This is a genomic window from Chryseobacterium luquanense, assembly GCF_026460945.1.
Lineage (GTDB): Bacteria > Bacteroidota > Bacteroidia > Flavobacteriales > Weeksellaceae > Chryseobacterium > Chryseobacterium luquanense.
Map to the genome: position 1 here is coordinate 138,305 of NZ_JAOVZV010000001.1, position 22,368 is coordinate 160,672.

General features: G+C 33.1%; 18 protein-coding genes and 1 pseudogene. 8 read left to right on the forward strand and 11 right to left on the reverse strand.

The window, feature by feature from the left end; genetic code table 11:
- Positions 1-57: 57 nt before the first annotated feature.
- Positions 58-3,165 (reverse strand): SusC/RagA family TonB-linked outer membrane protein, encoded by a 3,108-nt coding sequence (locus OEA66_RS00655; RefSeq protein ID WP_267279531.1) that lies wholly within the window; start codon positions 3,163-3,165, stop codon positions 58-60.
- Positions 3,166-3,836: 671 nt separating this feature from the next.
- On the opposite strand from OEA66_RS00655, the gene OEA66_RS00660 reads away from it, so the two are divergent.
- The 3 genes from OEA66_RS00660 to OEA66_RS00670 all read left to right on the forward strand — a co-directional run bounded on the left by OEA66_RS00660 (position 3,837) and on the right by OEA66_RS00670 (position 6,346).
- Positions 3,837-4,151, forward strand: coding sequence for a hypothetical protein (locus OEA66_RS00660; protein ID WP_267279532.1), 315 nt, complete (start codon positions 3,837-3,839; stop codon positions 4,149-4,151).
- 187 nt (positions 4,152-4,338) lie between these two features.
- Positions 4,339-5,031, forward strand: a complete 693-nt coding sequence (locus tag OEA66_RS00665) for a hypothetical protein (RefSeq protein ID WP_267279533.1) — start codon at positions 4,339-4,341, stop codon at positions 5,029-5,031.
- On the forward strand, positions 5,021-6,346 hold the full coding sequence (locus OEA66_RS00670; protein WP_267279534.1) for a DGQHR domain-containing protein: 1,326 nt from the start codon (positions 5,021-5,023) through the stop codon (positions 6,344-6,346). The genes OEA66_RS00665 and OEA66_RS00670 overlap by 11 nt, the downstream gene beginning before the upstream one ends.
- A gap of 265 nt (positions 6,347-6,611) precedes the next feature.
- On the opposite strand, the gene OEA66_RS00675 is transcribed toward OEA66_RS00670, so the two are convergent.
- The 6 genes from OEA66_RS00675 to OEA66_RS00700 form a co-directional block, all read right to left on the reverse strand.
- Positions 6,612-7,451, reverse strand: coding sequence for a Txe/YoeB family addiction module toxin (locus OEA66_RS00675; protein WP_267279535.1), 840 nt, complete (start codon positions 7,449-7,451; stop codon positions 6,612-6,614).
- Positions 7,451-8,608, reverse strand: a complete 1,158-nt coding sequence (locus OEA66_RS00680; protein WP_267279536.1) for a DUF3696 domain-containing protein — start codon at positions 8,606-8,608, stop codon at positions 7,451-7,453. The genes OEA66_RS00675 and OEA66_RS00680 overlap by 1 nt, the downstream gene beginning before the upstream one ends.
- On the reverse strand, positions 8,605-10,236 hold the full coding sequence (locus tag OEA66_RS00685) for a DUF262 domain-containing protein (protein WP_267279537.1): 1,632 nt from the start codon (positions 10,234-10,236) through the stop codon (positions 8,605-8,607). The genes OEA66_RS00680 and OEA66_RS00685 overlap by 4 nt, the downstream gene beginning before the upstream one ends.
- 2 nt (positions 10,237-10,238) lie before the next feature.
- Positions 10,239-12,104, reverse strand: a complete 1,866-nt coding sequence (locus OEA66_RS00690; RefSeq protein WP_267279538.1) for a Dam family site-specific DNA-(adenine-N6)-methyltransferase — start codon at positions 12,102-12,104, stop codon at positions 10,239-10,241.
- Positions 12,105-12,216: 112 nt separating this feature from the next.
- Positions 12,217-13,845: a hypothetical protein gene (locus OEA66_RS00695; protein ID WP_267279539.1), complete on the reverse strand. Its 1,629-nt coding sequence runs from the start codon at positions 13,843-13,845 to the stop codon at positions 12,217-12,219.
- Between the two features lie 24 nt (positions 13,846-13,869).
- Entirely contained in the window at positions 13,870-14,490 is a 621-nt protein-coding gene (locus OEA66_RS00700; protein WP_267279540.1) for a hypothetical protein, read from the reverse strand.
- A 235-nt stretch (positions 14,491-14,725) separates the two neighbouring features.
- On the opposite strand from OEA66_RS00700, the gene OEA66_RS00705 reads away from it, so the two are divergent.
- The 3 genes from OEA66_RS00705 to OEA66_RS00715 all read left to right on the forward strand — a co-directional run bounded on the left by OEA66_RS00705 (position 14,726) and on the right by OEA66_RS00715 (position 17,115).
- Complete coding sequence (locus tag OEA66_RS00705) at positions 14,726-15,037, forward strand: hypothetical protein (RefSeq protein WP_267279541.1); 312 nt, start codon at positions 14,726-14,728, stop codon at positions 15,035-15,037.
- Positions 15,006-16,112: a hypothetical protein gene (locus OEA66_RS00710; protein ID WP_267279542.1), complete on the forward strand. Its 1,107-nt coding sequence runs from the start codon at positions 15,006-15,008 to the stop codon at positions 16,110-16,112. The genes OEA66_RS00705 and OEA66_RS00710 overlap by 32 nt, the downstream gene beginning before the upstream one ends.
- 148 nt (positions 16,113-16,260) lie before the next feature.
- Entirely contained in the window at positions 16,261-17,115 is an 855-nt protein-coding gene (locus OEA66_RS00715; protein WP_267279543.1) for a matrixin family metalloprotease, read from the forward strand.
- Positions 17,116-17,811: 696 nt separating this feature from the next.
- On the opposite strand, the gene OEA66_RS00720 is transcribed toward OEA66_RS00715, so the two are convergent.
- The 4 genes from OEA66_RS00720 to OEA66_RS00735 all read right to left on the reverse strand — a co-directional run bounded on the left by OEA66_RS00720 (position 17,812) and on the right by OEA66_RS00735 (position 20,381).
- Positions 17,812-19,095, reverse strand: coding sequence for a DUF3945 domain-containing protein (locus tag OEA66_RS00720; RefSeq protein ID WP_267279544.1), 1,284 nt, complete (start codon positions 19,093-19,095; stop codon positions 17,812-17,814).
- A gap of 40 nt (positions 19,096-19,135) precedes the next feature.
- Positions 19,136-19,588: a hypothetical protein gene (locus OEA66_RS00725; protein ID WP_267279545.1), complete on the reverse strand. Its 453-nt coding sequence runs from the start codon at positions 19,586-19,588 to the stop codon at positions 19,136-19,138.
- A gap of 78 nt (positions 19,589-19,666) precedes the next feature.
- On the reverse strand, positions 19,667-19,924 hold the full coding sequence (locus tag OEA66_RS20560; protein WP_267279546.1) for a hypothetical protein: 258 nt from the start codon (positions 19,922-19,924) through the stop codon (positions 19,667-19,669).
- A 13-nt stretch (positions 19,925-19,937) separates the two neighbouring features.
- A complete protein-coding gene (locus tag OEA66_RS00735; RefSeq protein ID WP_267279547.1) occupies positions 19,938-20,381 on the reverse strand; it encodes a JAB domain-containing protein in 444 nt (147 codons plus the stop codon).
- Positions 20,382-21,213: 832 nt separating this feature from the next.
- Here OEA66_RS00735 and OEA66_RS00740 point away from each other — a divergent pair.
- Positions 21,214-21,747 (forward strand): annotated as a pseudogene (locus tag OEA66_RS00740) (recombinase family protein); the annotation flags it as partial.
- 94 nt (positions 21,748-21,841) lie between these two features.
- The gene (locus tag OEA66_RS00745; protein WP_267279548.1) at positions 21,842-22,360 is read left to right on the forward strand and encodes a recombinase family protein; all 519 of its coding nucleotides are present in this window, start codon (positions 21,842-21,844) and stop codon (positions 22,358-22,360) included.
- The last annotated feature ends 8 nt before the right edge of the window (positions 22,361-22,368 follow it).

Sequence of the window (22,368 nt, forward strand, 5' to 3'; positions counted from 1 at the left end):
TTCGTAAAGTATCTATAGAGTATATTACCTCTCTTTGTTTACTTTATCTTTTATCAACTACAAACCTAACTGTACTCCAAATGAATACGTTTTAAGAGGAGGAAGGAATGCTCCTGATCCCGTTTCAGGGTCAATCCCAAAGTAATTGGTAATGGTCAACAGGTTCTGACCCTGAATATAGACTTTGACATCCCTGAATACCGACCGATCACCCATTGGGATCTGATAAGTCAGCTGGATGTTTTTCAGTCGGATAAAAGAACCGTCTGAAACACTTGCATCACTAAGCTGCATCGTGGAATGCAGAGGATTGGATGCATAGTTGTACGGCATGTAGAATCCGCCCGGGTTTTCAGGAGACCATACGTCCAGCGCTTCAATAGGGAGATTGTTCATCTGTCCCGGAGAAGGCATCGTCGCATTATAGTTCCGGCTTCTCTGTTTAACGAATTGAACGAGAAAAGACAGATTCAGGTTTTTATACCTCAGCTGATTATTCCATCCCCCGAAATAACGAACTCCCAATGCTTCGATGATCTGCCTGTCCTGAGGGGAACTGATCTTTCCATCCCCATTGAAATCCGTGAACTGATAGGCACCGGTCTGTGGGTTGATGCCTTCGAGATGATACAGCTTGATGATATTCACAGGCTGACCGATCACATACGTATTGGCATAGGTAGAACCTTCAAGACCCGGAAAGCTGAGGAGTTTGTTTCGGGGAATGGTGAGATTGAAGCCGGTTTCCCATCGAAAACCTTTTCCACGAAATACTTTGAACTGTGCATCGGCTTCAAAACCGGTATTCCGAACTTCGGCATCAAGATTGGCGTTTACCGTTGCAAATCCTGTAACTGCCGGAAGCTGATAACCTACCAGCTGATTGGTGGATGTGTTCCGATAATACGCTGCGGTAACATTCAGTCGATTCTTAAACAATCCCAGCTCAAGACCCAGTTCTGACTTTGTGGTTTTCTCCCAGCTGAAGTCAGGGTTATACAATCTTGACGGAATGATTCCCGTAACGCCATTATAGATATTAGCCGATGAGATGGAATATGTATTGAGATACTGATAATCTCCGATATTGTCACTGCCTGAGGTTCCGAAACTTCCTCTCAGTTTTCCAAAACTCAACCATGAAGAATCTTTCAGCAGGTTCTCTTCAGAGAAAATCCATGCCGCACCGACCGCTGCAAAGTTGGCGAATCGATTGTTGGGACCGAATCGGCTGCTCCCGTCTCTTCTTCCGGTGATATTCAGAATGTATTTTTTACTGAACTGATAGTTGATCCTTCCGAACATGGCGACATAGCGGTATTCTGAAGTAATCTGATCACCGACGGTTCTGGTTTGTGCAGCGGCTAAATTTTGAATAAAGACATTGCTCTCAAACCCGCTTCCCCTAAGTGAACTTGTCTTGGTGACATCCTGCTGGTAGGTTGCGCCTGCCAGTACATCCAGTTGATGGTTGCCTCGCTCAACTCTCCAGTTGATCTGCGGTTCCATAATGTAAGAGAACTTGTTGTAGTTCGACTTGCTGGCTTGTGAAAAAAGGCTGGACTGCCCTGAAAGATAGGCAGGATTGTTGATGGTATTGGGACGGATCGACCACTCTTCAAATGCCTGATAATTGAGTCCCCCATTCAGTTTAACCCGAAGATCCTTAAAAAGTTCGTATTCCGTAGTGATGTTGTTCAGAAACTGTACGTTGTCATAGGAATACGTTCCGTTATAGGTAGCTACAGGATTGTTGAAAGTATTGTTCTGCCAGTTCAGACTTCCGTCAGCATTGTACAAAGCGGGCGCAGTAGGCGGAAGGATATAGGCCAGCCTCGTAACATCCTCATTGATGACATTGTTCTTCTGATTGGAAAAACGATTGCTCATATTCATCTGAAAACGACGATCTGTTGACCGATGGCTCAGGTTTCCGGATATGCTGTTCGTCTTGTACTGAAAGTCCTTAGCATACACTGTGGTCTGTTCCTGATGGCCGAGACTGACCATAAAGCTGGTGGTTTCACTGCCTCCATTAAGAGACAATCTCGTATCCGATGAAGTCGCATACTGACCCAGCAGTTCTTTTCTCCAGTTCCTATCCCCATTCGTATCCCATGCTCCATTCAAGTCATAGGAAGTAGCAGGATAGCTCGTAAGTCCGGCATTGGTATGTGCCTGTCTCCGCATATTCAGATACTGTTCACCGTTCATCATTTCAAGGTTGAACAACGGCCTGCTTAAGGAATACAGGGAATTGAAAATCAGTCCAACCTTACCTGATTTTCCTTTTTTGGTCGTAATCAGCACAACTCCGTTCGCTCCCCTTGATCCATAGATCGCAGTAGCATCGGCATCTTTCAACACTTCCATGCTCTCAATATCCTGAGGCGCAATGCTGTTCAAAGGATTAATACTGCTTTGGGAAAGGGCTGATCCTGCAAACTGTGCGGTCACCTCTCCTCCTATCGGAACGCCGTCCACTACATACAAAGGAAGGTTTCCATCGGTACCGCTGTTCAGAATAGTTCTTAAAGAATTCTGTCCTCTGATCTCCACCTTAAATCCTCCTCCCGGAGTTCCTCCGTTTTGGATGATGTTCACTCCCGCCATTCTACCCTGCGCCGAAGCAAGAACATTAGTCACCGGCTGGTTCTCAATATCCTTCGCAGAAATCTTCGCAATACTCCCCGTCCTCTCCTTATCCCGAACCTTATAATATCCCGCATTCAACACAACTTCCTCAATACCCTGCAACTTCCCAGCAGTAGAATCAGAACCAACCCTATCACCATCACCTCCACTTCTAACAACCATCCAAACATCAACAACAGACTGACTACCCAAAGGAACCCTCTGCTCAGAATATTCAGGATACCTAAAGACAAGGATAGCATTCGTACTTCCATTCCCGCTCCCATCCCCATTCTCATTCCCATCATCTCCATAAATCTCCAACCGATAAACACCTTGAGAATTAGTAACCGAAGTCTGATCACTTCCAACTTGAGAAACACTGACTCCCGAAAGAGGCAACACCTGATCTCCTTTCCATACGGTAACCTTTCCCGTAACGGTCTTGGTCTGAGCCTGAATTGAACCGCAGACAGCGGTTAATATCAATGCAAAGCCAATACTTCCTATAGTATTATAGGATTTTTTCATAGTTTTGTAAAGTTTTTAATTAAACGATTCAATAATCATTGCTCCTTCCTGAGTCTCCAAACTTATGGGAAGGGGCATTTTTTTATTGAATACTTTTCTTCTCAGGCTGAGCCTGTAGAAGTGCTATTTCATTTTTTATATTATCACTACCGAATTCATGTATTTGAAAACAAAACTTCCCTAAGTGCCTTTCAGTACAAAAAAAGACATGGTAAGGTCTAAACCAATGACCGAAAGACACCGGAAAGCATTAATTAATATGAATGAAAATTTATCCCGTGTAAGCTTTAAAAGCCGCAATAGGTTGTACACCCTATTGTATCGTGTGAAGATACTCTATGTGGTGAAGCGGGCTTAGATTATTTTGTAGAAAAATCGACGACATAAAAAAGACGGCATGGAACTCTACATTATCCGCTCCGAGGCACTGGTATACCTATAACAACAGATAAGAGAGCCCACGCCTAGGTCGTGAGCTTAATACTTATCCTCTCGTTGTTATTTGAAAATTACCAGTTTTCGGAAGCGAGATTCTAAGCAATAGCTTCTAATAATCTTTGAAGTATCGCAAAAGTACATCAAATTTATGTGATGTACCATTTTGCTAATATACAAATTAATTTACACATGTGTAATTGTAGCGCTAATTTTTTATTAGTCCTTTTGTTTTTATGAAAAAGCAAGTCAAAATAATTGAATTAACACAAGCAATATCAGATGTTATCAAAGATCTTTATAAAGAAAAAGGTACTGCTTTATTAGACGAAAACAATCAATATTTCAACGAAGTAGGTAAAAATCTAGGCTTGGAGAGATACACATCTACTGATCACAACGTAACCTGTAGTAAACTTTTTGCAATATGTGACTTTTTTGAAATTTCATTATCAGAATTTTTCAAAAGGGCTGAAGAAAAAAATGAATTGCTTAAATTTGACAAAGAAAGGAAAGGTGATTTAGTATCAAAAGCATATCGGAAAGTTTAATATTGACAATGACAAACCACAAATAAAAAAGATCTCAATGAATTTTTAAACCTTCTCTTTGAAATATAGTAGTAAAGAAGGTAAAGCCTGACGAGAGTTCCTATCTTTTTTAGCTAGATGATGCTTCGTTTAGTATGTTTGGGAATTGACAATAATAATTACATTATGAAAAAATTCTTTAGAAATAATGACATTTAACAACTTTTTAAATTGGCTTTCTGCATTAATTTTATTTTTTGCAATAGTCTTAGTCTTTCTAATAAGCTATTCTCATTTAAAAAAAGAGAATTTAAATAAAGTAGAAATAACATATGAGTTTATTGGTAAAGATTCGGTAAAAATAGTAAACAGTGAAATAGAATTTAAAAAAATAGATTCTACTTTAAAAAAATTAGAAGAGTTTTCTCATAATATAGAAAGAAAACAGTTAAAGCTAGTAGAAAAACAAGAAAATACCGATTATTTTAATAAATTTTATTCGATTATTGTTGCCGTAATTCTGGTCATTGCTGGCTTTTTCGGCTACAAAAATGTTGCAGAAATAAAACAAAGAGCAATTGAGGAAGCAAAAGAAGAATCAAAAAAAACAGCAGATGATGTCGCAAAAAATGTAGCAGTTGAAGCTTCCAAAACAGAATTTAACAATATTTTTACCGCTCAATATAAAAATGAGGTTTTTACACAAGCTACAGAAGCAACAACTAATTTAATTAATGGAGAAATAGAAAATCTAAAAAAAGATATAGCAGAAATTAACATAAAAATTGGAGAGTTAGAATTAAGATCGTCAGGAGCTTCAGGCAATGTGACAGATATTATTCAAGATGAACTGAGAAATATAGTTGAACCAGAAAATCCATTTGATGACAATGACCAATAAACTGTTAAAAATTAGCGGATTCCTAGTTAAGCAACTGACTTACAAGCCAATTGCTACTTCTTCTATTAGTTTTAATGAACTTAAAGAAATTGTTAAATTTACATCTAGGGAGCCAAGTTCTTTTGATCCATTTGATCCAATCCAAAACAAGGATTTGTTTACAACTCAAGCAAATCACGAATATTTTCAAAGGTTAACAAGCGAAGAAAGGGTTATCAATATATATAAATATCTTTTAGAAGAAATTAATAAACGAAACACTAAAAAGAGTGAGTTGGGCACTTTTCCGACATCTGTAATCATTTCAATAGATATAAATGAGCAATTTGATAATGAAGAAGAATATAAATCCCAAGTCCTAAAACTAGAAGAAAATGATATTATAGGTGCGTTTTATAAAATTACTGACGAATCTAAATACATAAATTTTGAAATATTAAATCGGAAAAATTCGCTGATTGTAGATGGACAACATAGATTGGCAGCTATGTTAAAATTATATAATGATGCTAAAAATAAGTCAATTAAAATAGGAAGATATAGTTTAGATGATAAGTATCCCAATCTTGAATATAATACTATAATTAGCGAATTAGAAAATTTTCAATTAAATTGTACACTGCTAGTAGGTTTTGATAAATGGGAACAAGGTAAAGTCTTTGTTGATGTTAACTTCAATCAAAAGCCAGTAAATAAATCCTTATATTATGATATTTTTGGTTCTTATCCTGAACCAGATAAAAATGACATTTTTCTTGCTCATATGCTTGCAATGCACTTAAATAACAATTCTAATTCAGTGATTAAAGGTTTTATTAAGATGCTAGGTAAGGGTAGTGGCTATTTTTCTCAAGCATTTTTTGTGGAGTCAATTTTAGAACATTTTAAAGCAAATGGAATATGGGCTGATATTCCTTTAGACTATTTAAGTAATGGAAAAAAATATGAAATTTTACCATTGTTTCTAAAGGCTTATTTTAGATCAATTAAGAAAAATTTCACTGATTATTGGCCTAAATCAGAATATGGAAAAGGTGAGAAATATAAAGATGTATTGGTTAAAACGACTGGTATGGGTGCTTTATTAAAACTTATGAACCCTATTTACAAGCAATTAATAAGAAACCATATTCAACTAAATAAATTAAGTGAAGATGAACTTTTTTATGAATTTAACTTAATATTTGCGAAAATAAAAGATCACGGTGGAAAATACTTCTCTTCATCTTCTGATTTTTCGGGTGCTGGTAGTTTAGGTCTGCAAAACAAACTTTATAAAGAATTGGGCACTGAATTAGGATTTTTTAAAAAGTGAATTTATATACTAAATTATTATTTTATATTGTTAAATATAATTTCAGTAGATACGAATAAATCCTCAAAAGTAAAAACAGAAAAATAGCAGTGAAAATTAAAAAGTAAAAAAAATCCTGACGACAGTCGGGATTTGCCGTTTAAGTTGGTTTTGGTTGAACATTGGAGGTCATGTAGAATTTAACAAAATAGAACGTAAAAACGTGAGATTAGTATTTTTGTTACGCTTTAATTAATAGTTATCAAGTAAGATTAAGTGATAAACATCAATAATGTTCTCTGCAACTATGTACTGTTATCATAGTTTCTGTATAACTGTATACAATTCTATCTCTACCAACTATTCTTTTTGAACACTTTCCTGATAAATTATGCTTTAGCACCTCAGTTTTGCCTAAGCCTCCGGTAAATGGGTTAGTAGGAATGTCAGATAGTAATTGTATAATTCTTTTAATATATCTTTCATCATCATAAATCCATGCATCAATATCCTGTATTGCTTGCTCGTCAAAAGTATATAATTCTCTCGAAAAAAAATTATAAATATCTTCTGCTTTAGTTATTGTAAAGACAATTTGACTTTTATTAATCAGCCAATCGTTTAGCAAAGTATGATGCTGATAATTGTTAAATCCTATATTTATGATATCTTCTAAAACTTCACAATTGTTATCTACTGTATTATATAGTTCCAAGGCATAATTATTCCAATAATTGTGACTCTGAATACTTACTACGTGAGAATTATTAAGATATGCAGTAGCTACGCCTAGCGAACTTGTTTTTGTTGAATTATGATTTTCAATTTGATAGTTTGAATTTATAAAGTTTTCAAGTTGATCATCATTTTCAATAGCTGGATAAGCTAAAATAGACAGGAATAAAGTTCTCAAATTAATATCTACAGATATATCAGAAAGAAAGTTTGAAATACTATAATTACCGCCTAAATCACTAGCAAAAGTTATCTGATCAATTCTTAAAACATTAATATCTTTTGTATTCAAATATTTCATCACTTGTAAAACCTGTAATATTCTACTTTTACTATCATTCATATTAGAAGCTTTAGGTTCTAAAGAGATTTCGTTGAAGAAAATTTCCATTACATAAGTTTAAATAATTGATTGCTCCACTCTGATAAAAAGTTTTTTGGATATATATCCAATGAACCATTTTTATCAACATTTATATCAGTGATCTGCGAAAATTGTTCGTCGCTATTGAAAAGTTTTTCAAAATAAAACATAATAACCCTATCAGATAAATCATTATTCTCTTTCACAGCAACTCGGATTCCGTTTATAATGTGATCACTATGAGTTTCAATAATTATTTGTACATCATTTTGTGCAGCTAGAGCAATCAATTTTCCTAACTCTGCTTGCCCTCTAGGATGTATATGGCTTTCAGGATTTTCAATAATTACTAAATCTCCTTTTCTAGCCTTTAAAATAGCAGTAATAACATGTAAAGAATATGAGATTCCGAACCCAACATTTTGTGGTGCAAATTCATTAGTAAATCCAACTCCTGATTGAGCAAATTCATAACCTAATAGTACTAAACTATTTGTTATTTTTTTTGTCTTAACAGATACTTTAGGAGATATCTCTCCCAACCAAAAATTTATCTGTTCAAGTAGGGAAGATTTTATTAAATCTTGTTCTAGTATCTCATCTTTGATGAAAGAATTTGAATGTAATAAATTGTCAAAAGCTATAGGCTTATCTCCAAATTTATCTATGTAATGAGCTGTATACTGTCCGTTGATGCCCAGATCATCATTTAAAATTACTGAAGTGTAACTTGCACGATTCTCATCAGAGGGCTCAATTCTTTGAGCATTTAAATATTGAAATCTTTTAGTAAACAAGGGTTCTTTGACAATACTTTGCAAAGCTATATCAATGTTTGTATTGCGATACTCAATTGGTAAAATATCAGAATCAGCGTTATAAGTAGTTGAGAATTCCAACAAATTTTCATTATCGAACGTAATACTATAAGAAACAGACTCTTCTTCTGGGGCATATTGATATAACACGTCCTTTGCAGAACCTAAGTTTATAATTCCAGTATTTCCCAGGTTAAGTTGAAGAAGTTGGTCTTCAAAAATATCGGATTGCCTTAGTAATAAAAGTGATTGAATAAATGACGATTTACCTTGCCCGTTCATTCCAATTACAACATTTAAATTTCTTAATTGAAATTTTTTTGATTTAATTGATTTGAAATTTTTAAGATTTAATTCTGTTATCATAAAACATCATTATTTAAAATACTCTCGATTATTTGTTTTATTTTATAATGCCTTGTTAGTACATTATTTTTCGTACCTGTAGAGTTTGAGACAGAATCATAAAATTCTCTATCTGATTTCAACTCATCAATTAGTTCAGTCTGCATTAACTTTCGAAATAATATAAGTCTTGTGACTGATTCATTTTCCAAAAATGCAAATTGAGTAGAAAGCGCATCAAATAAGGCCTTATTAATCGGTGGAACTCTTTTATTTAGTTCAATAACTTTTCTAAATGCTGTCTTTCCAAAAATCTCAAATGCTAAATTCATAGATTTAGAGAAATCTTTTTCAATTTTAATTAAATCAATTGATTTATCATTAAGTTTAGACATGGCTCTACTCATATATGTCTCTAAATCTGAATTATAATCTTCAATGCCTAGCAAATAAAAGCATAAGAATCTTGTAACAAAATCACGATCCTGCATTCTATCGGAAGGAATTTTATTATCAGTCGCTAACTTAAAATATTCATTATTTGCTAATTTTTTAATAAAATCAGCCGGAATGCCTTGAAATAGAGCATGTCTTATTTCTTGCGGCTCCAATACTAATCCACCAGTATTAATACGTTTAAAAATATTAAACTTTACATCTACGGGAGTACCTGGCATAATTTTATAAATCACAACTTGTGATTCCTTTAGAATTCTTTTTAGATCGCCTGGTAAATCTTCAAATCCCAATCCATTTAAATGCGGAAGAAACTCTAATTTTTGAAGTCGCAATGATTTATTGACGCAAAAATTACGTATTGAACTCAATCTTTGTAAACCATCAACCACTAACCAATTATTATCATCAGAAGCATCAAAAAAAAATGCTGGTAGAGGAAAACGGATTAAAATAGATTCAATAAGTTGACTTTGTTTATCAATGCTCCATAACTCATTATTTCTTTGAAAATAAGACTCAGTATTCATCTCAATCTCATTTTCTTCTATTCGTCTTATCAAAGTGTCTAGAGATGGAGTTTTCGTCTCAATGTTTACTTTAGCCGCATCGAATGGCTGTTCTCTTGAAGTATTTTCATCTAATTCTTCTATTTCATTTTTTTTAAAAACAGTTTCTATATCCTCATCATCTAGATCATGATTAATTGTATAAGATTTTTCATTAATAGAATTTCTTTTTAAACCTTGTAAAATTAATTCTGTGTCTAAAAGCCAACTTACTATAGTATTGTATCTCCTTCTAATAGTTTCCTCTGCTCCATCTATAATTTTCAGCAACAAATCTAAAAGTTCTGATTTACTTATCCCTTCATCTCTGCTTCTTATCTCAAATAATATACGTTGAAATAAGCCGTTAGATCGAAGTACACTTCGAAGAAAAATCATTTGATCATTTGAGTTTAAACCTACGATAGTGCGTCCTTCAAAAGTTAGAATGGCATTATTATTATCATTTTCTAAAAACCCTAAAATTATTGCAGCTAATCTATAATATCTCCCTTGTCTCTCAGTAAAACCTACATAATCTGCAATTTTTTTAAAAGTATTATTGTCATAATAAACTGCTTCAACGGTCATTATCACTTTTTTAAGTTCGTCAGCTTGTGGAACCTCAGATATAGGTATTTTCATTTTTACTTCGCTATAAACAAATATTCTTTTACTTCATTAGCATTATTGCCAACTTTATGATTTTGATTACCAAATGAATATTTGTAATCAATTTCTTTCAATTCAATTTCTTCCTTATATTTACTTAACAATTTTATCATATCCTCTTTTGAAGGTATTGAATTAGATGAATACGACACCACTAATATACTATCTTTAAATTTGTAAAACAATCTGTCCAGAGCATCATTCATAGTAGCTTTTGAATCGAATGGAGATTCATATTTTTTAAACTTCTTTGTTTTTGTAGACTCGTCAATTTTTAAGCCTTTCCAATTTTTTACGAGCCCTTCCACAAAATGATATCTTCTGGTGTAATCATTATCTGATTTTGATGTTAAATATGGTGGATCAAAATAAACAAGATCAACATTTACATCAACATCAAAAATATCACAGTTAAAAGATTTATTTCCCCATCCATTATCGAAAACAGCACTGTTAAAGCTTTCAACATTCTCTAAAAAGTGCTCCTCTAGCGTTAATTGTAGATCTCTTCTTCCATCGTCGTATCTAGCCCCGGTATAAGTAAATATTCCTCGTGGTCGCTTTTTTAAACAGGCTCTACTTATCGCTGCCAGAGCTAAAGATGTCTTATAAGCATTGGACAACAACTGAGAATTAGCAATAATCTTGTCAATTAAATAGTTATCTTCATCATCAAAATACAGATCTTTAAATGTTTTCCGTACAAAATTATCGATTTCTGTTGTATCATCTAATAAGATTTCAAGATCCAACTCATCTAAATAAGTGTCAGAATTTTCGATTAGAGCTTTTGTAAAATTCGCAGAAAAAGCCATAAAATCATTAGAATAGACTTCAAATCCTTTCTGTTTGAACATGTATGATACACATGCACTGCCACTAAACGCATCTAAAACAGTTTTAAATTCTAGACCTTTTACATTTTCCCATAAAAAAGATAAAATTTTATATTTACTTCCCATGTAACGAGTACCTGGGAAATTTTCCAATAAATCCTCTTTATAAATTTTTAAATTATCAGAGGACTGAATAATTACATCTTGACCATTTCGGGTATTAAGATCGCTACTGATATATCTTTTAGTTTCAAAAACATTTATTTCGTGAGTCTTGTAAAGTTCATGTACAAAATCTGCATTCGAATTGGTGAGTATTACCTTAACACCGCTTCGTTCTAATCTTTTAAATTCATCACGTAATTCTATTTGATCATCATCATAAAATGAATCTTTTGTATATCTTTGAAAATCGGAAAACTTTCCTACAGGAACGTAAGGTGGATCTAAAAAAACGAGATCACCTGCCTGAGCATATTTTTTCAAGACTGCTTTGTATCCAGAGCAAACTATTTTAACTCCCTGTAATGCTTCACTAGATTCTCTCAATCTAACTTCATCACAAATATTTGGGGTTTTGTATCTTCCAAACGGTACATTAAATTCTCCTTTTTTATTTTCACGGTATAACCCATTAAAACAAGTTTTATTAAGATATATAAATCTGACAGCTCTCTCAAGGTCGGATAAAATTGTGAGATCTTTTGACCTCATTTCGTAATAGAACTCTTCCGTGTTTAAGCATTTTTTTAACTCTTTTATTAAAATCTCTACATTATCTCTGACTTGTATATAGCTATTTATTAATTCCGGATTTATATCTGATAAAATTGCTTTTGATGGTCGTAAATGAAAAAATAAGGCACCTCCTCCTAAAAATGCCTCTATATAAGTGTTATATGCTGATGGTAGAAACCGCTCTAACTCTTTAAGCAATTGTGTTTTTCCACCAGCCCACTTCAAAAATGGTTTTACTGATTTTACTTTCTCTTCTGATTTCTGCATTTGTAGTCTCCCAAATTTCTACTTTAATCTATATTGAATTACAAATTAATTAACAAATATACATCAAAGGAAGATATTTTAACAGACGAAATGTTACAATTTTTTGACTACATTAGAACTCTGGAGACAATTCTTTTGTTACCAAATCATATGTTTGAAAATATATTGGTAAGCTGTATAAACTTCTTAAATGTTGAACATACTTAATAGAATCATCTGTATCTCCAAGTTTTTGTGAAACGACAACTAATTTAGCTGCTGTGGCATTATTTATCCAACAAGAATATTCTAGTAACTGTCCTAATGCTTCTCTAATACAGGATCTCGATGAGTTATATGCTTTGATTTCATAAAAGATATAATGATCTTCACATTTCACCACCATATCAATGCTATTGTTACCATAACCTGCTCCATTTTCTGCACTGACATTTTTCTCGCCAAATTTCCTTATGAGTTCACATTTTAATCCATCACTAATTGCTTTATGGACGAAAGTAATTTCAATTGCTTTAGGTTCTCGGTAATAAGTAGTTTTTCCAACACCATCTATCTTCTCTTCTTTTGTATCATCCGAAACAGTATCAATTATAAATTCAAAACCTTTTAGTAAAGAATTTGGAGAAAAACCCTCTGTAAATTTCGTGAAATTGTATCGCGATTGAGCGTAAATATGATTGTCCTTTGATAACTCAATGTAATCGCTATTGAATCTAACATCTTTTGGCTTAAATCTTACGTTAAACAAATCAATCCCATTCCATTCAGAAAATCCTTCGTCATTAGCTTGACATTCTATGATTTGTGAATGCATTTCAGAGTACCATTTATTTTTCAGATAGATTTCTTTAATATTTTCTGCCTCTGTACCATTAATGATTTCTACATTATCAATCTCGCCAATCCAGTACCTTTTTTTTGTCGTCGAATCAATTGTATATAACCAAATATTATATTTTTTTCGTTCAAATGCTTGCTGTTGCTGTCGAATAGGCTCAAGAAAACCATAGTGAAAACCATCAATAAGTTTACTTGTATCTAGTAACCATTCTTCATGTCCGTATCCATACCTACCCTCATGCGTTTTATTATTTTTACTTTTTCCCGTTTCTCCGGAAGGCTTTATCCAACCATTAGTATTCCAAGTTAGCCTTGCAATTCTTTTTTCGATTTCCTGATCTCCAAATTCTACTTTCTCATAAATATCCATTATACTATCAAAAGTTTTAAGAATATTCTCAATATCCTTAAAATTTATTTCAGTAATTTCTTTCGATAGATATTTACCTACAAATATGAAATTTTCTGCTTGAAACATTTCGTCATCAATGGGTTGTACTTCTTTATAATATTGGGCAAAATCACCTTTTTCATAATACCACATTGACATATCATCAAATCTTGCAGGGTTAGTTTGTAAAAAGTCATTGAATCTTTCAATCTTTGATCTAAACTCTTCGTCAAAATCATTCAATGTTCTGTCTTCATTAAGAGAAAATGCCAGGCCATATCTTAATACAGGTTCATCCTGAAACCAATCTTCACCTATATTAAATTGAAACTCTTTTCTGCCTCCTGAATGATATGCATAATCATCTTTGATTGATTTAGTGGAAAACATATGATATGTATATGGTCTCTTATTCAAATGTTTTTGTCTTATTTCCTGAAGTTTTGAAAAGGGTGTATCCTCTTCAAAAGCCATATCACTTAATGTGGTAACAATTTCACGTATAGTCATTTACTTAAATTCAGTTTTGATTTTTTAAATTTCTTTATATGCCTTCGTCAAAAACTCAATCTCGAAATTCTGCTCCTCAATTACTTCTTTATAAATATTCATTATTGTAAGATTAGAATCGTAATACTCAGAAATCAGTTTATTCTTCAAATGTAGTTTTCTGGTCAGTCTTGCGATATACCAAAATAAAACCACAGCCAACAGAAACATTATTCTTCCAGCAAGCAGTGAGTAATCATAAACCTTAGAACTTATGTTTTTCTGAATATCTGCTCTGACAGGTTTTGAAAAAACCGCTTCTACCTTATAAGAATCTACCGCACTGGTTTCTAAAACAGATACAGAGCGATGAGTACCAAAGGTATCATTAAGACCTTCGGAAATAATACCTTCAAAATGTTGAGAGAAATATTTTCTAAAAGTATTTTGATGTGTAAAACTGCTTAATAATAGAAATAATGACAGTATTGATAAAGTAATGAATATCGACCTTTTAACAATATAATAGAAGTTGTTGTACCACTTTATTGGTTTTTCTGCTTTTAAATGATCTGTAAGCGTATTAACATAGCGCAGTTCCTCTTCTATATGGGCTTTACGCTTTTTTTTAGCTTCAATAAAGGAGCTAATCTCAAGATAATTCATTGATATTTCAGGTTGTTAGTTTTTATGCTGAGAATATATCACAACACGATGTCCCAAATATATTAAAAATATTTGTTTCACAATTACGGGAATGTTTAAATAATTGAAATATATTCTATTACTATTAAAATCACCCTTTTGTGGTATTTCCTTATCAAAAAGAAAGATATACTTTTATCTTAAAACTATAAGTGATTTTTGATCATTTACTAATTAAAAACTAAAACAAAAAACCATGAAAAAAGTAACTATTGAAATTAAAATCGAAAGTACTGCGCATCGAATTGATTACTTACTGCTGGAAAACAAAAATCTCAATCCACAAACACATTTTAGATTTATAAATGGTGATTGGGTGGCAAAACTCAGTGACTTCCCTATTGACAATGATTATGACTTAGATGTTTTAATTATTGCAATAGGCAACCCAATGACTACTTCTGTGATGAGTGTAACTATTGATGGAATTTCAAAAGGCACTTTTAAATTATATAAACCATTTAACAAAAACGGTTATGGACAATTTAATCAAGCAATACCAGTATAATATTATCGTAATTTTCATACTTTCGATATTTCCTCAATTCCTACTTTCACAAAATATAATTAATGGAGGCGGAACTTCTTCCATCCCTTTAAATCCCGGATTTAAAGAAACTAAAAAGGAGGACAGTGAAAACAAATCGAAAATTGAAGAAATTCCTTTTAATTTAGGAATGATAAAGTTTACAACACTTGAAAAAAAATTAGAACTGAATTATTACAGTTATTTTGTTTCAGAAAATTTCACTGATTATTTCGTTGGTATTTCAGGCTCCGGGGAAATCAAAAATAGTGTAACCAATCTTTTTTCTACCGGAAATATTGTATCAGGTGGTGATGCAAATATAAAAGTTGGTTTTAGACTTTTCAAGAACAATACAGATTGGATGAGTTTATTAGCAGGTAAAAAAACTCCTGAGGAAATTCAGGAAATCCTGGATAATAAAACAAAACCTGCATCCGATTTATGGTTAATAGCTAGTGGTGGATTTACTGGTTCCTCTTTTAAGCATTTTCAAGCTGATTCTATATTTTCAAAACAAGTAGAGAAAATAAATTTTACAGGAGTAGATATGAATATTGGTTTCAATTATTGGAATGCTAGAATCTTAAATAATACAATCCTTGCGGGAGCAACAATTGGAATTAAACAGAGTAATAATTTTGAGGATCTGATTGAGAGTTCCCAAGAAGATACGAGGACAATTACCGATAGTGATACTGGAACTACAAGAAAAGTAGTTATAAAGCAGACGGTTTACAATGGGTTCTATAAAGAAAGCACAGTTTATCCACTAAACTTAGATTTATATTTTGTCCCTCAGAATCTTCAAAACCTTGCATTTTTAGGATATAGCAGGACTGATATTTCTAAATTTTTAAAACCTAAAACAAAATTTGGATTTGGGATATTTTTTCTAAAAAACCAAAATGCATTTAATCCGATCGCTGGTTTAACCTTAGATTATGCTGATGTTTTTAATGTTGATCCAAGTGACGATGATAAGAGCAATCTATCAAAATTTAAAATCGGTATTACAACAAGAATTAATATCGTTAATAGCAGATCAAGAAAATAAACGTCAAAGAACTCACAAATTTACTCTGCATTTTTTAACTCTAAATTTTGAGTGTAAAACTGATTACGAGTGATTACTATAACCTTTTTATGAAGAGTTTAAAATTTTATAAATATTAAAAATTGATAAGTAACTAATAATAAATAAAATGAAGACTAAATTAACATTTCTAATCCTTATAATTATCGGATTTTATAATCAATTTCATTCACAGTTGAAAAGTAACGACACTCTAAAAGTTTGTACTGAAATTAAAGAATATAATTTTAGTGGACAAAAAATCGCTGTTTTAAAAAGAGAAAAATGGTCAGCAGGACAAGTATTAAAAGTTAAATTTTTAGGTGGAGATAATTTTCTTCAATCAAAAGTAAAGCAGTATGCTGTTGAGTGGTCTAAGCATTGCAGTATTAAATTAGAATTTATTACTTCAGGAACTGCACAAATTAGAGTTAATTTCTTAGCTGGAAAAGGTTCTTGGTCAATTATTGGAAAGGCATCACAAACTTATTCTATCAATCCGGAAACCAACGAGTCATACTTTTCCAACGATGGTACAACAATGAATTTTGGTTGGTTTAATTCAGATACCCCAGATATAGAATTTAGCAGAACTGTTATCCATGAATTTGGGCATGCTTTAGGTTTAATACATGAGCATCAGTCTCCATCAGCTGCAATTCCTTGGGATATCCCGAAAGTTTATCAATATTATCAAGAAACACAAGGGTGGTCAAAGGATGAAGTGGATAATAATATTTTTTTCAGATACTCACGAGGCTCTACTCAACATTCTTCATATGATAGATATTCAATCATGCATTATGCAATACCAGCCTACTTACTATTAGATGAGAGTTTTTCAGTAGGATGGAATACCTCATTATCAGATTTAGATAAATCATATATATCTACTATTTATCCAATAGCTACTAAAAAACCAAAACGACCAAAGAATAATAATGACGATAGTCATGTTGGCGATGTAAGAGGTGGGATCCATTAAATTTAGCTGTGTTCTGAGATCTTAATTTTGTATGATATGTAAGTAATATTCAATAACTGGGTGAAAAATACAACTTGCTTTCTTGAAAAAATATTAAGCTTCAGCTAAATTGGTATCTTGGATACTACATTGGTTATGCGTTTATTACGTACTTTTTATTTCTGATAGCATTGACCCGCCTCAATAGAACCTGTAAACTCCTTTAAATATGGTTGTTACACCTCCTAAGAACAATTAATATACTCATGATATAGAACTGACAGGACATGAGGACGAATTTGAATTGGTTAATTTTCAAAAAGAATGTTTAAATCAATTGATCTTCAATCACTCGATAATTGAAAAGCTACAGATGAAATAATGTAGCTCAATGGAATTAATTTAAAAAAAACAAATTCTGCTTTAACTGATTTGTTTTATTTTCACTAAATCTCCGCAATCTTTTTTCAAAACATGGAGAAGCTTACACGTGGAAATGTTTTAGAAATAGGGTTGCTCCCAACTCCGCAAAAATGCGTTTCCTACCAACGGGAGGAATTGCATTTTTGCCGCCCGATTTCTTTCAACTATGCCTTTGTTTTAAAACTCTAACAAAGTAACCTGCAAAGTCATTTGACTTTGCAGGTTACTTTAAAAATTATACAGTAAGTTACTTACTCCCTTTTTTCAAAGTCCAAAAACATCTTCACAACTCTCCTATTTCTTCTTCGGATTCTTAAAAGAAAACACAATTCCCCCTATCGTCTTATCGAAACTTATATATCCCTGATACTTCTTACCATTCTTATTCACTAACTCATTAATGTATGCAGTCTCCCCTGCTCTCAACTTATCCATCTGCCATTTATGAAGATACTTCCCTCTAAAAACAGTAGGAACCTCCCTTTCAAAATTAGCTTGAACAACTCTCCCATCAAAACCTTTCAAATTCTTCTTAAACAAAAATTCAATCCACTGCTTATCCGTATTAAACTGCACCGTAGCAGAAAAAAGTCTTCCCCTCTTCGACAACATATTTTCAATAAACAAAGGTTTCCCATCACGCAGAATCTTCACCTGCTCCAAATTCAAAGTCACCCCACAAATCACCGCAGGAATTCTGACAAATTCCATCCGCAAAGGAATCAACTCATTGGTCAATATATCCATACTTATCAGAGAATGAACCACTTCCTCTGTCCACGGATCAACAAGACCAACCACCCTGCCCATATTCCCCGACTTCAACAAATTCAACTCATCCTCCTTCGTAAACTCATGCCCCATAAACTTCTCCTTAAAATCAGGTTTCTCAAGAACCCTGTGAATACGGACAACCACTTCACCTTTTCCATCCAACCTCAACTGCAACCGTACATCAACCATACTCACAGACTCTCCATCACTCAGCGGTATCGGAATCAACATCGGTGTCTTATATCCTTTCAACAAAGATTCCAACGCTCCTATACTTTCCAACTTTTCCCGATTAAGATCTAATTCAGCCAACGATTCCCAAGGAACATCCGTAATTTGATAACGGTATTGAGAACTATTACTAATTATGGATGACTCATTTCTAAAACCATTCTCTACAAAAGAAGACTTCCTATCTGCGTACTTTTTATTTCTGATCGCATCTACCGCCTTAATATAAACTTCAAACTCTTTCAAACCTTGCTTCTCTTCCTCTGAAGAACCATCAATGTACTCCTGTAATCCTCTCGCTGTTTCCTGCGCCTCATATTCCCTCACTTTAAAAAACGAATACTCTGCAGGATTTTTAAGCTGATGATAAAAATCTGCATAGAAGTCCATAAAAGAACTTTCCGCAGAATCAACACGGATCAACGAATTAATTTTGTTCATATCAGGTTTCACATCAATAAGATTTCCGAATTTATTGACAGTTTGTACAATTCCAACGGATTGAGTACGGTGTCGAAGTACCAATAAAGTACTCACTTCTGAAATTGCTGTTTGATTTCCTATTTTATTCATGACTATTATTTTTATTTCATTATTATTTTTCGAGTGAGCATTACTTTAAAATTCCTCCCTCCACAAATATTTGGGTTGAGGCTATCAAATCCATATTGTTCCACAACTCCTTAAAAACCTCTTCAATTTGTTTATCAGAAAGTTTATTTAAAAGAATCGCCTCCCTATACTCCTCATACATCACAATTTCCCGACCTGGAAAACTACCTGTTGCAATCCTGACTGCACTTCTTACACTTCTGATACACACGTGTAACACACTGTCATTCCACCCATCATACCCAAGAATCAAGGTTTCATCCAATGAAACCGCCCCTGCCCATGCCTGATTCACCGTAAAATCATTAAATGTCAATTTACCCAGCCGATTGCAATTCGGCATTCCTTCACATTCCGCCATTTTCCCGGCAAACAAAACCTGCTCTATACTCCCTTTAGAATTCTCAATTCCAAAGAGCAGTGATTCAATTGAAAATTGCAATGTTGTTTTCATCTGTTAAAAATTTATTTTCATTTTAGAGTAAAAATATTGTCCACATTCCCAACACCATTCTTACAAGACGATTTGCCGTTACCTCTTTCGAAACGACCAACCAACCAACCAACCAACCAACCAACCAACCAACCAACCACCCAACCAACCAACCAACCAACCAACCAACCAACCACCCAACCAACCAACCAACCAACCAACCAACCAACCACCCAACCAACCAACCAACCAACCAACCAACCAACCACCCAACCAACCAACCAACCAACCAACCAACCAACCACCCAACCAACCAACCAACCAACCAACCAACCAACCAACCAACCAACTAATCAATCACTCATTCACATTAAATCATCCCATCATCAGCAAAAGAATAATGTGAATCCGAAGTCAATATCACATGATCCAACAAATTCATACTTAGAATTTTTGCAGCATCTTTAATCTGTGTTGTCATCTTAATATCACAACTTGAAGGATTCAGATTTCCCGAAGGATGATTATGAGAAAAAATAATCCCCGAAGCATTACAAAGAAGTGCCGCCTGCATTACAATCCGAACGTCAACTAACGTCGAAGAAATCCCGCATTCAGATATTTTCTTAATTCCCAAAACCTTGTTTGCCTGATTCAGATAAAGCGCAAAGAATGATTCCCTGTAGTCCATTTCCTCGGCATCAAAATGCTTCCTGAAAATATCTACCGCATCTACCGATGATGAAACAGACCTTTGACAATTTCCCTTTCTTGAGTAGCTCAATTTAATTTCGTTTACAATATTGAATTTCATTTTGTTCGCTCCGAGTACGGCGGAGACCTGTTTTTCCCGCACTTACAATTAAAAACCTTTAGGATCCTGTTATTTGCAGATTGAAGGAAATCTTGACCTTTTCTATTCTTTACTTCATCGTATTTTAAAATGACTTATAATCAGACATCATCAATTGGTTTATAAATGGCAAAATCAAAATGATTTTATACTTAAATTTTATAAATGACTTATAATTTCATTTTATCAATTGATATATTCTGAAAGAATAATAAGGATCAAAATTTCAATCAACTGCATTTGCATCTTGTGAGGTTTCTGACTTTTCTATGCAGATTACCATTCAGGCAGGCACAAGGAAAACTGCGATCAATTCCTTGAAAGCAATAAGAAAGCACATTGATAAAGCTTGAAATATTTTTGCGGAGGTTCTGTAATCTCCGGTTACGGATACCAAAAAAGATTTTTTTCCGCAGAGACAACGGAATATATTTGCTATAGAAAATCGGATAGCCTCACTGGCAATTTCATTGATTTAATCTCTTAGTTTTTGAAATGAACCTGGAGAAATAGAGATTATAGAAATTTTAAATTTAGATATGAGAAAATTGTTCTCAATTTATATTCATATCATATCAGTTTATAAAAAAGGTAGTATTATGAGATTTTATAAGTGATCGGATTTGATCACTTTATTTTTTATTTTTATTTTCTCAAAATCTCATATCATAAAACAATGTTTCATAAATTTACAAAGCATGAGTTTAATATAACAAAATATGAAAATAGGATATGCCCGGGTTTCGACCAAAGATCAGAATCTGGATTTACAAATTGAACTTTAGAAAAAGCAGGATGTGAGAAAATTTATCAGGAGAAAATTTCCGCAACAACTAAAAATCGTCCTGAACTTGATAAGATGATCGAACAGTTCAGAGAAGGTGATGAATTGTATGTTTGGAGACTGGACCGATTAGGGAGAAGCCTGAAAAATATTATTGATCTTGTTTTAAGTTTAAGCGACAAAGGAATTATTATAAAAGGAATTACCTATGGAGTAGATACTTCTACGATGAATGGTCGTCTCTTCTTAAATATAATGGCGTCGTTGTATGAATATGAGCGAGAACTTATAAGAGAAAGAACAAATGCGGGTTTACAATCTGCTAGGGCAAGAGGTAGATTGGGAGGCAGACCAAAGGGTTATACTGCGGAAACAATTTCTAAATTATTACTTCTACGTACTGTATATAAAGACGTCACTAAACGTCCGGAAGATATTTATAAACCATTTGGATTGACCAGAGCGACGTTCTATCGTTATGCTAAAATTCTGGATCATCATACGGATGAAGAAATTAAAAATATAGGAATTAAAAAGTATTAATGTTAAAATGAACAACTATTATAATTAATCACTATACTCAGAATTTTTTTCTTCATAAGAAACATTTTTATTATATTTCCAGAAACTAATAAATATGACAAAATTTGATATAGACAATGAACTGTTATTATCATTAGCTGATATTACTAAATCAGTAATTCCTCTTTTCGCAGCTATAATTGCATCTTATCTTACGTATAGTTTATTTTCTAAAAAAGATAGAATTTTTCGATCACTTAAAAACATGATTGATCTAATCGAAAAGTTCAATGAAAAAGGAATACTTTTTAAAAGCATCACCGAGCCAGCATTTGACACAACTTCAGCAAATGGAAAATTTATTATACAGATTTTTGGAGCCGTTGCTGAATTTGAGAGAAACTTAATCAGCGAAAGAACAAAATCTGGCTTGGAAGGAGCACGCAGACGAAAGAAACTATTAGGTAGACCAAAAGGATCAAGCCAAAAAAGTATTGAAAAGTATCAATTCGCAAAACATTTATATGATAACAAGAATACTTCTATTGATAAAGCCTGTAAACAAGCTGGAATTAGTAAAGCTACTTTTTATAGAATTGACAACACAATTAAAATAAAACTAAACCTGAAATAAACAAACTC

Excerpts from the sequence above, each read along its gene's own strand:
- OEA66_RS00715 (WP_267279543.1), top strand. The coding sequence starts at position 16,261 with ATGAAGACTAAATTAACATTTCTAATCCTTATAATTATCGGATTTTAT.
- OEA66_RS00720 (WP_267279544.1), bottom strand. The coding sequence starts at position 19,095 with ATGAATAAAATAGGAAATCAAACAGCAATTTCAGAAGTGAGTACTTTA.
- OEA66_RS00685 (WP_267279537.1), bottom strand. The coding sequence starts at position 10,236 with ATGAAAATACCTATATCTGAGGTTCCACAAGCTGACGAACTTAAAAAA.
- OEA66_RS00745 (WP_267279548.1), top strand. The coding sequence starts at position 21,842 with ATGACAAAATTTGATATAGACAATGAACTGTTATTATCATTAGCTGAT.
- OEA66_RS00735 (WP_267279547.1), bottom strand. The coding sequence starts at position 20,381 with ATGAAATTCAATATTGTAAACGAAATTAAATTGAGCTACTCAAGAAAG.
- OEA66_RS00690 (WP_267279538.1), bottom strand. The coding sequence starts at position 12,104 with ATGCAGAAATCAGAAGAGAAAGTAAAATCAGTAAAACCATTTTTGAAG.
- OEA66_RS00670 (WP_267279534.1), top strand. The coding sequence starts at position 5,021 with ATGACCAATAAACTGTTAAAAATTAGCGGATTCCTAGTTAAGCAACTG.
- OEA66_RS00660 (WP_267279532.1), top strand. The coding sequence starts at position 3,837 with ATGAAAAAGCAAGTCAAAATAATTGAATTAACACAAGCAATATCAGAT.
- OEA66_RS00725 (WP_267279545.1), bottom strand. The coding sequence starts at position 19,588 with ATGAAAACAACATTGCAATTTTCAATTGAATCACTGCTCTTTGGAATT.
- OEA66_RS00675 (WP_267279535.1), bottom strand. The coding sequence starts at position 7,451 with ATGGAAATTTTCTTCAACGAAATCTCTTTAGAACCTAAAGCTTCTAAT.
- OEA66_RS00655 (WP_267279531.1), bottom strand. The coding sequence starts at position 3,165 with ATGAAAAAATCCTATAATACTATAGGAAGTATTGGCTTTGCATTGATA.
- OEA66_RS00665 (WP_267279533.1), top strand. The coding sequence starts at position 4,339 with ATGACATTTAACAACTTTTTAAATTGGCTTTCTGCATTAATTTTATTT.
- OEA66_RS00700 (WP_267279540.1), bottom strand. The coding sequence starts at position 14,490 with ATGAATTATCTTGAGATTAGCTCCTTTATTGAAGCTAAAAAAAAGCGT.
- OEA66_RS00705 (WP_267279541.1), top strand. The coding sequence starts at position 14,726 with ATGAAAAAAGTAACTATTGAAATTAAAATCGAAAGTACTGCGCATCGA.
- OEA66_RS00680 (WP_267279536.1), bottom strand. The coding sequence starts at position 8,608 with ATGATAACAGAATTAAATCTTAAAAATTTCAAATCAATTAAATCAAAA.
- OEA66_RS00695 (WP_267279539.1), bottom strand. The coding sequence starts at position 13,845 with ATGACTATACGTGAAATTGTTACCACATTAAGTGATATGGCTTTTGAA.
- OEA66_RS00710 (WP_267279542.1), top strand. The coding sequence starts at position 15,006 with ATGGACAATTTAATCAAGCAATACCAGTATAATATTATCGTAATTTTC.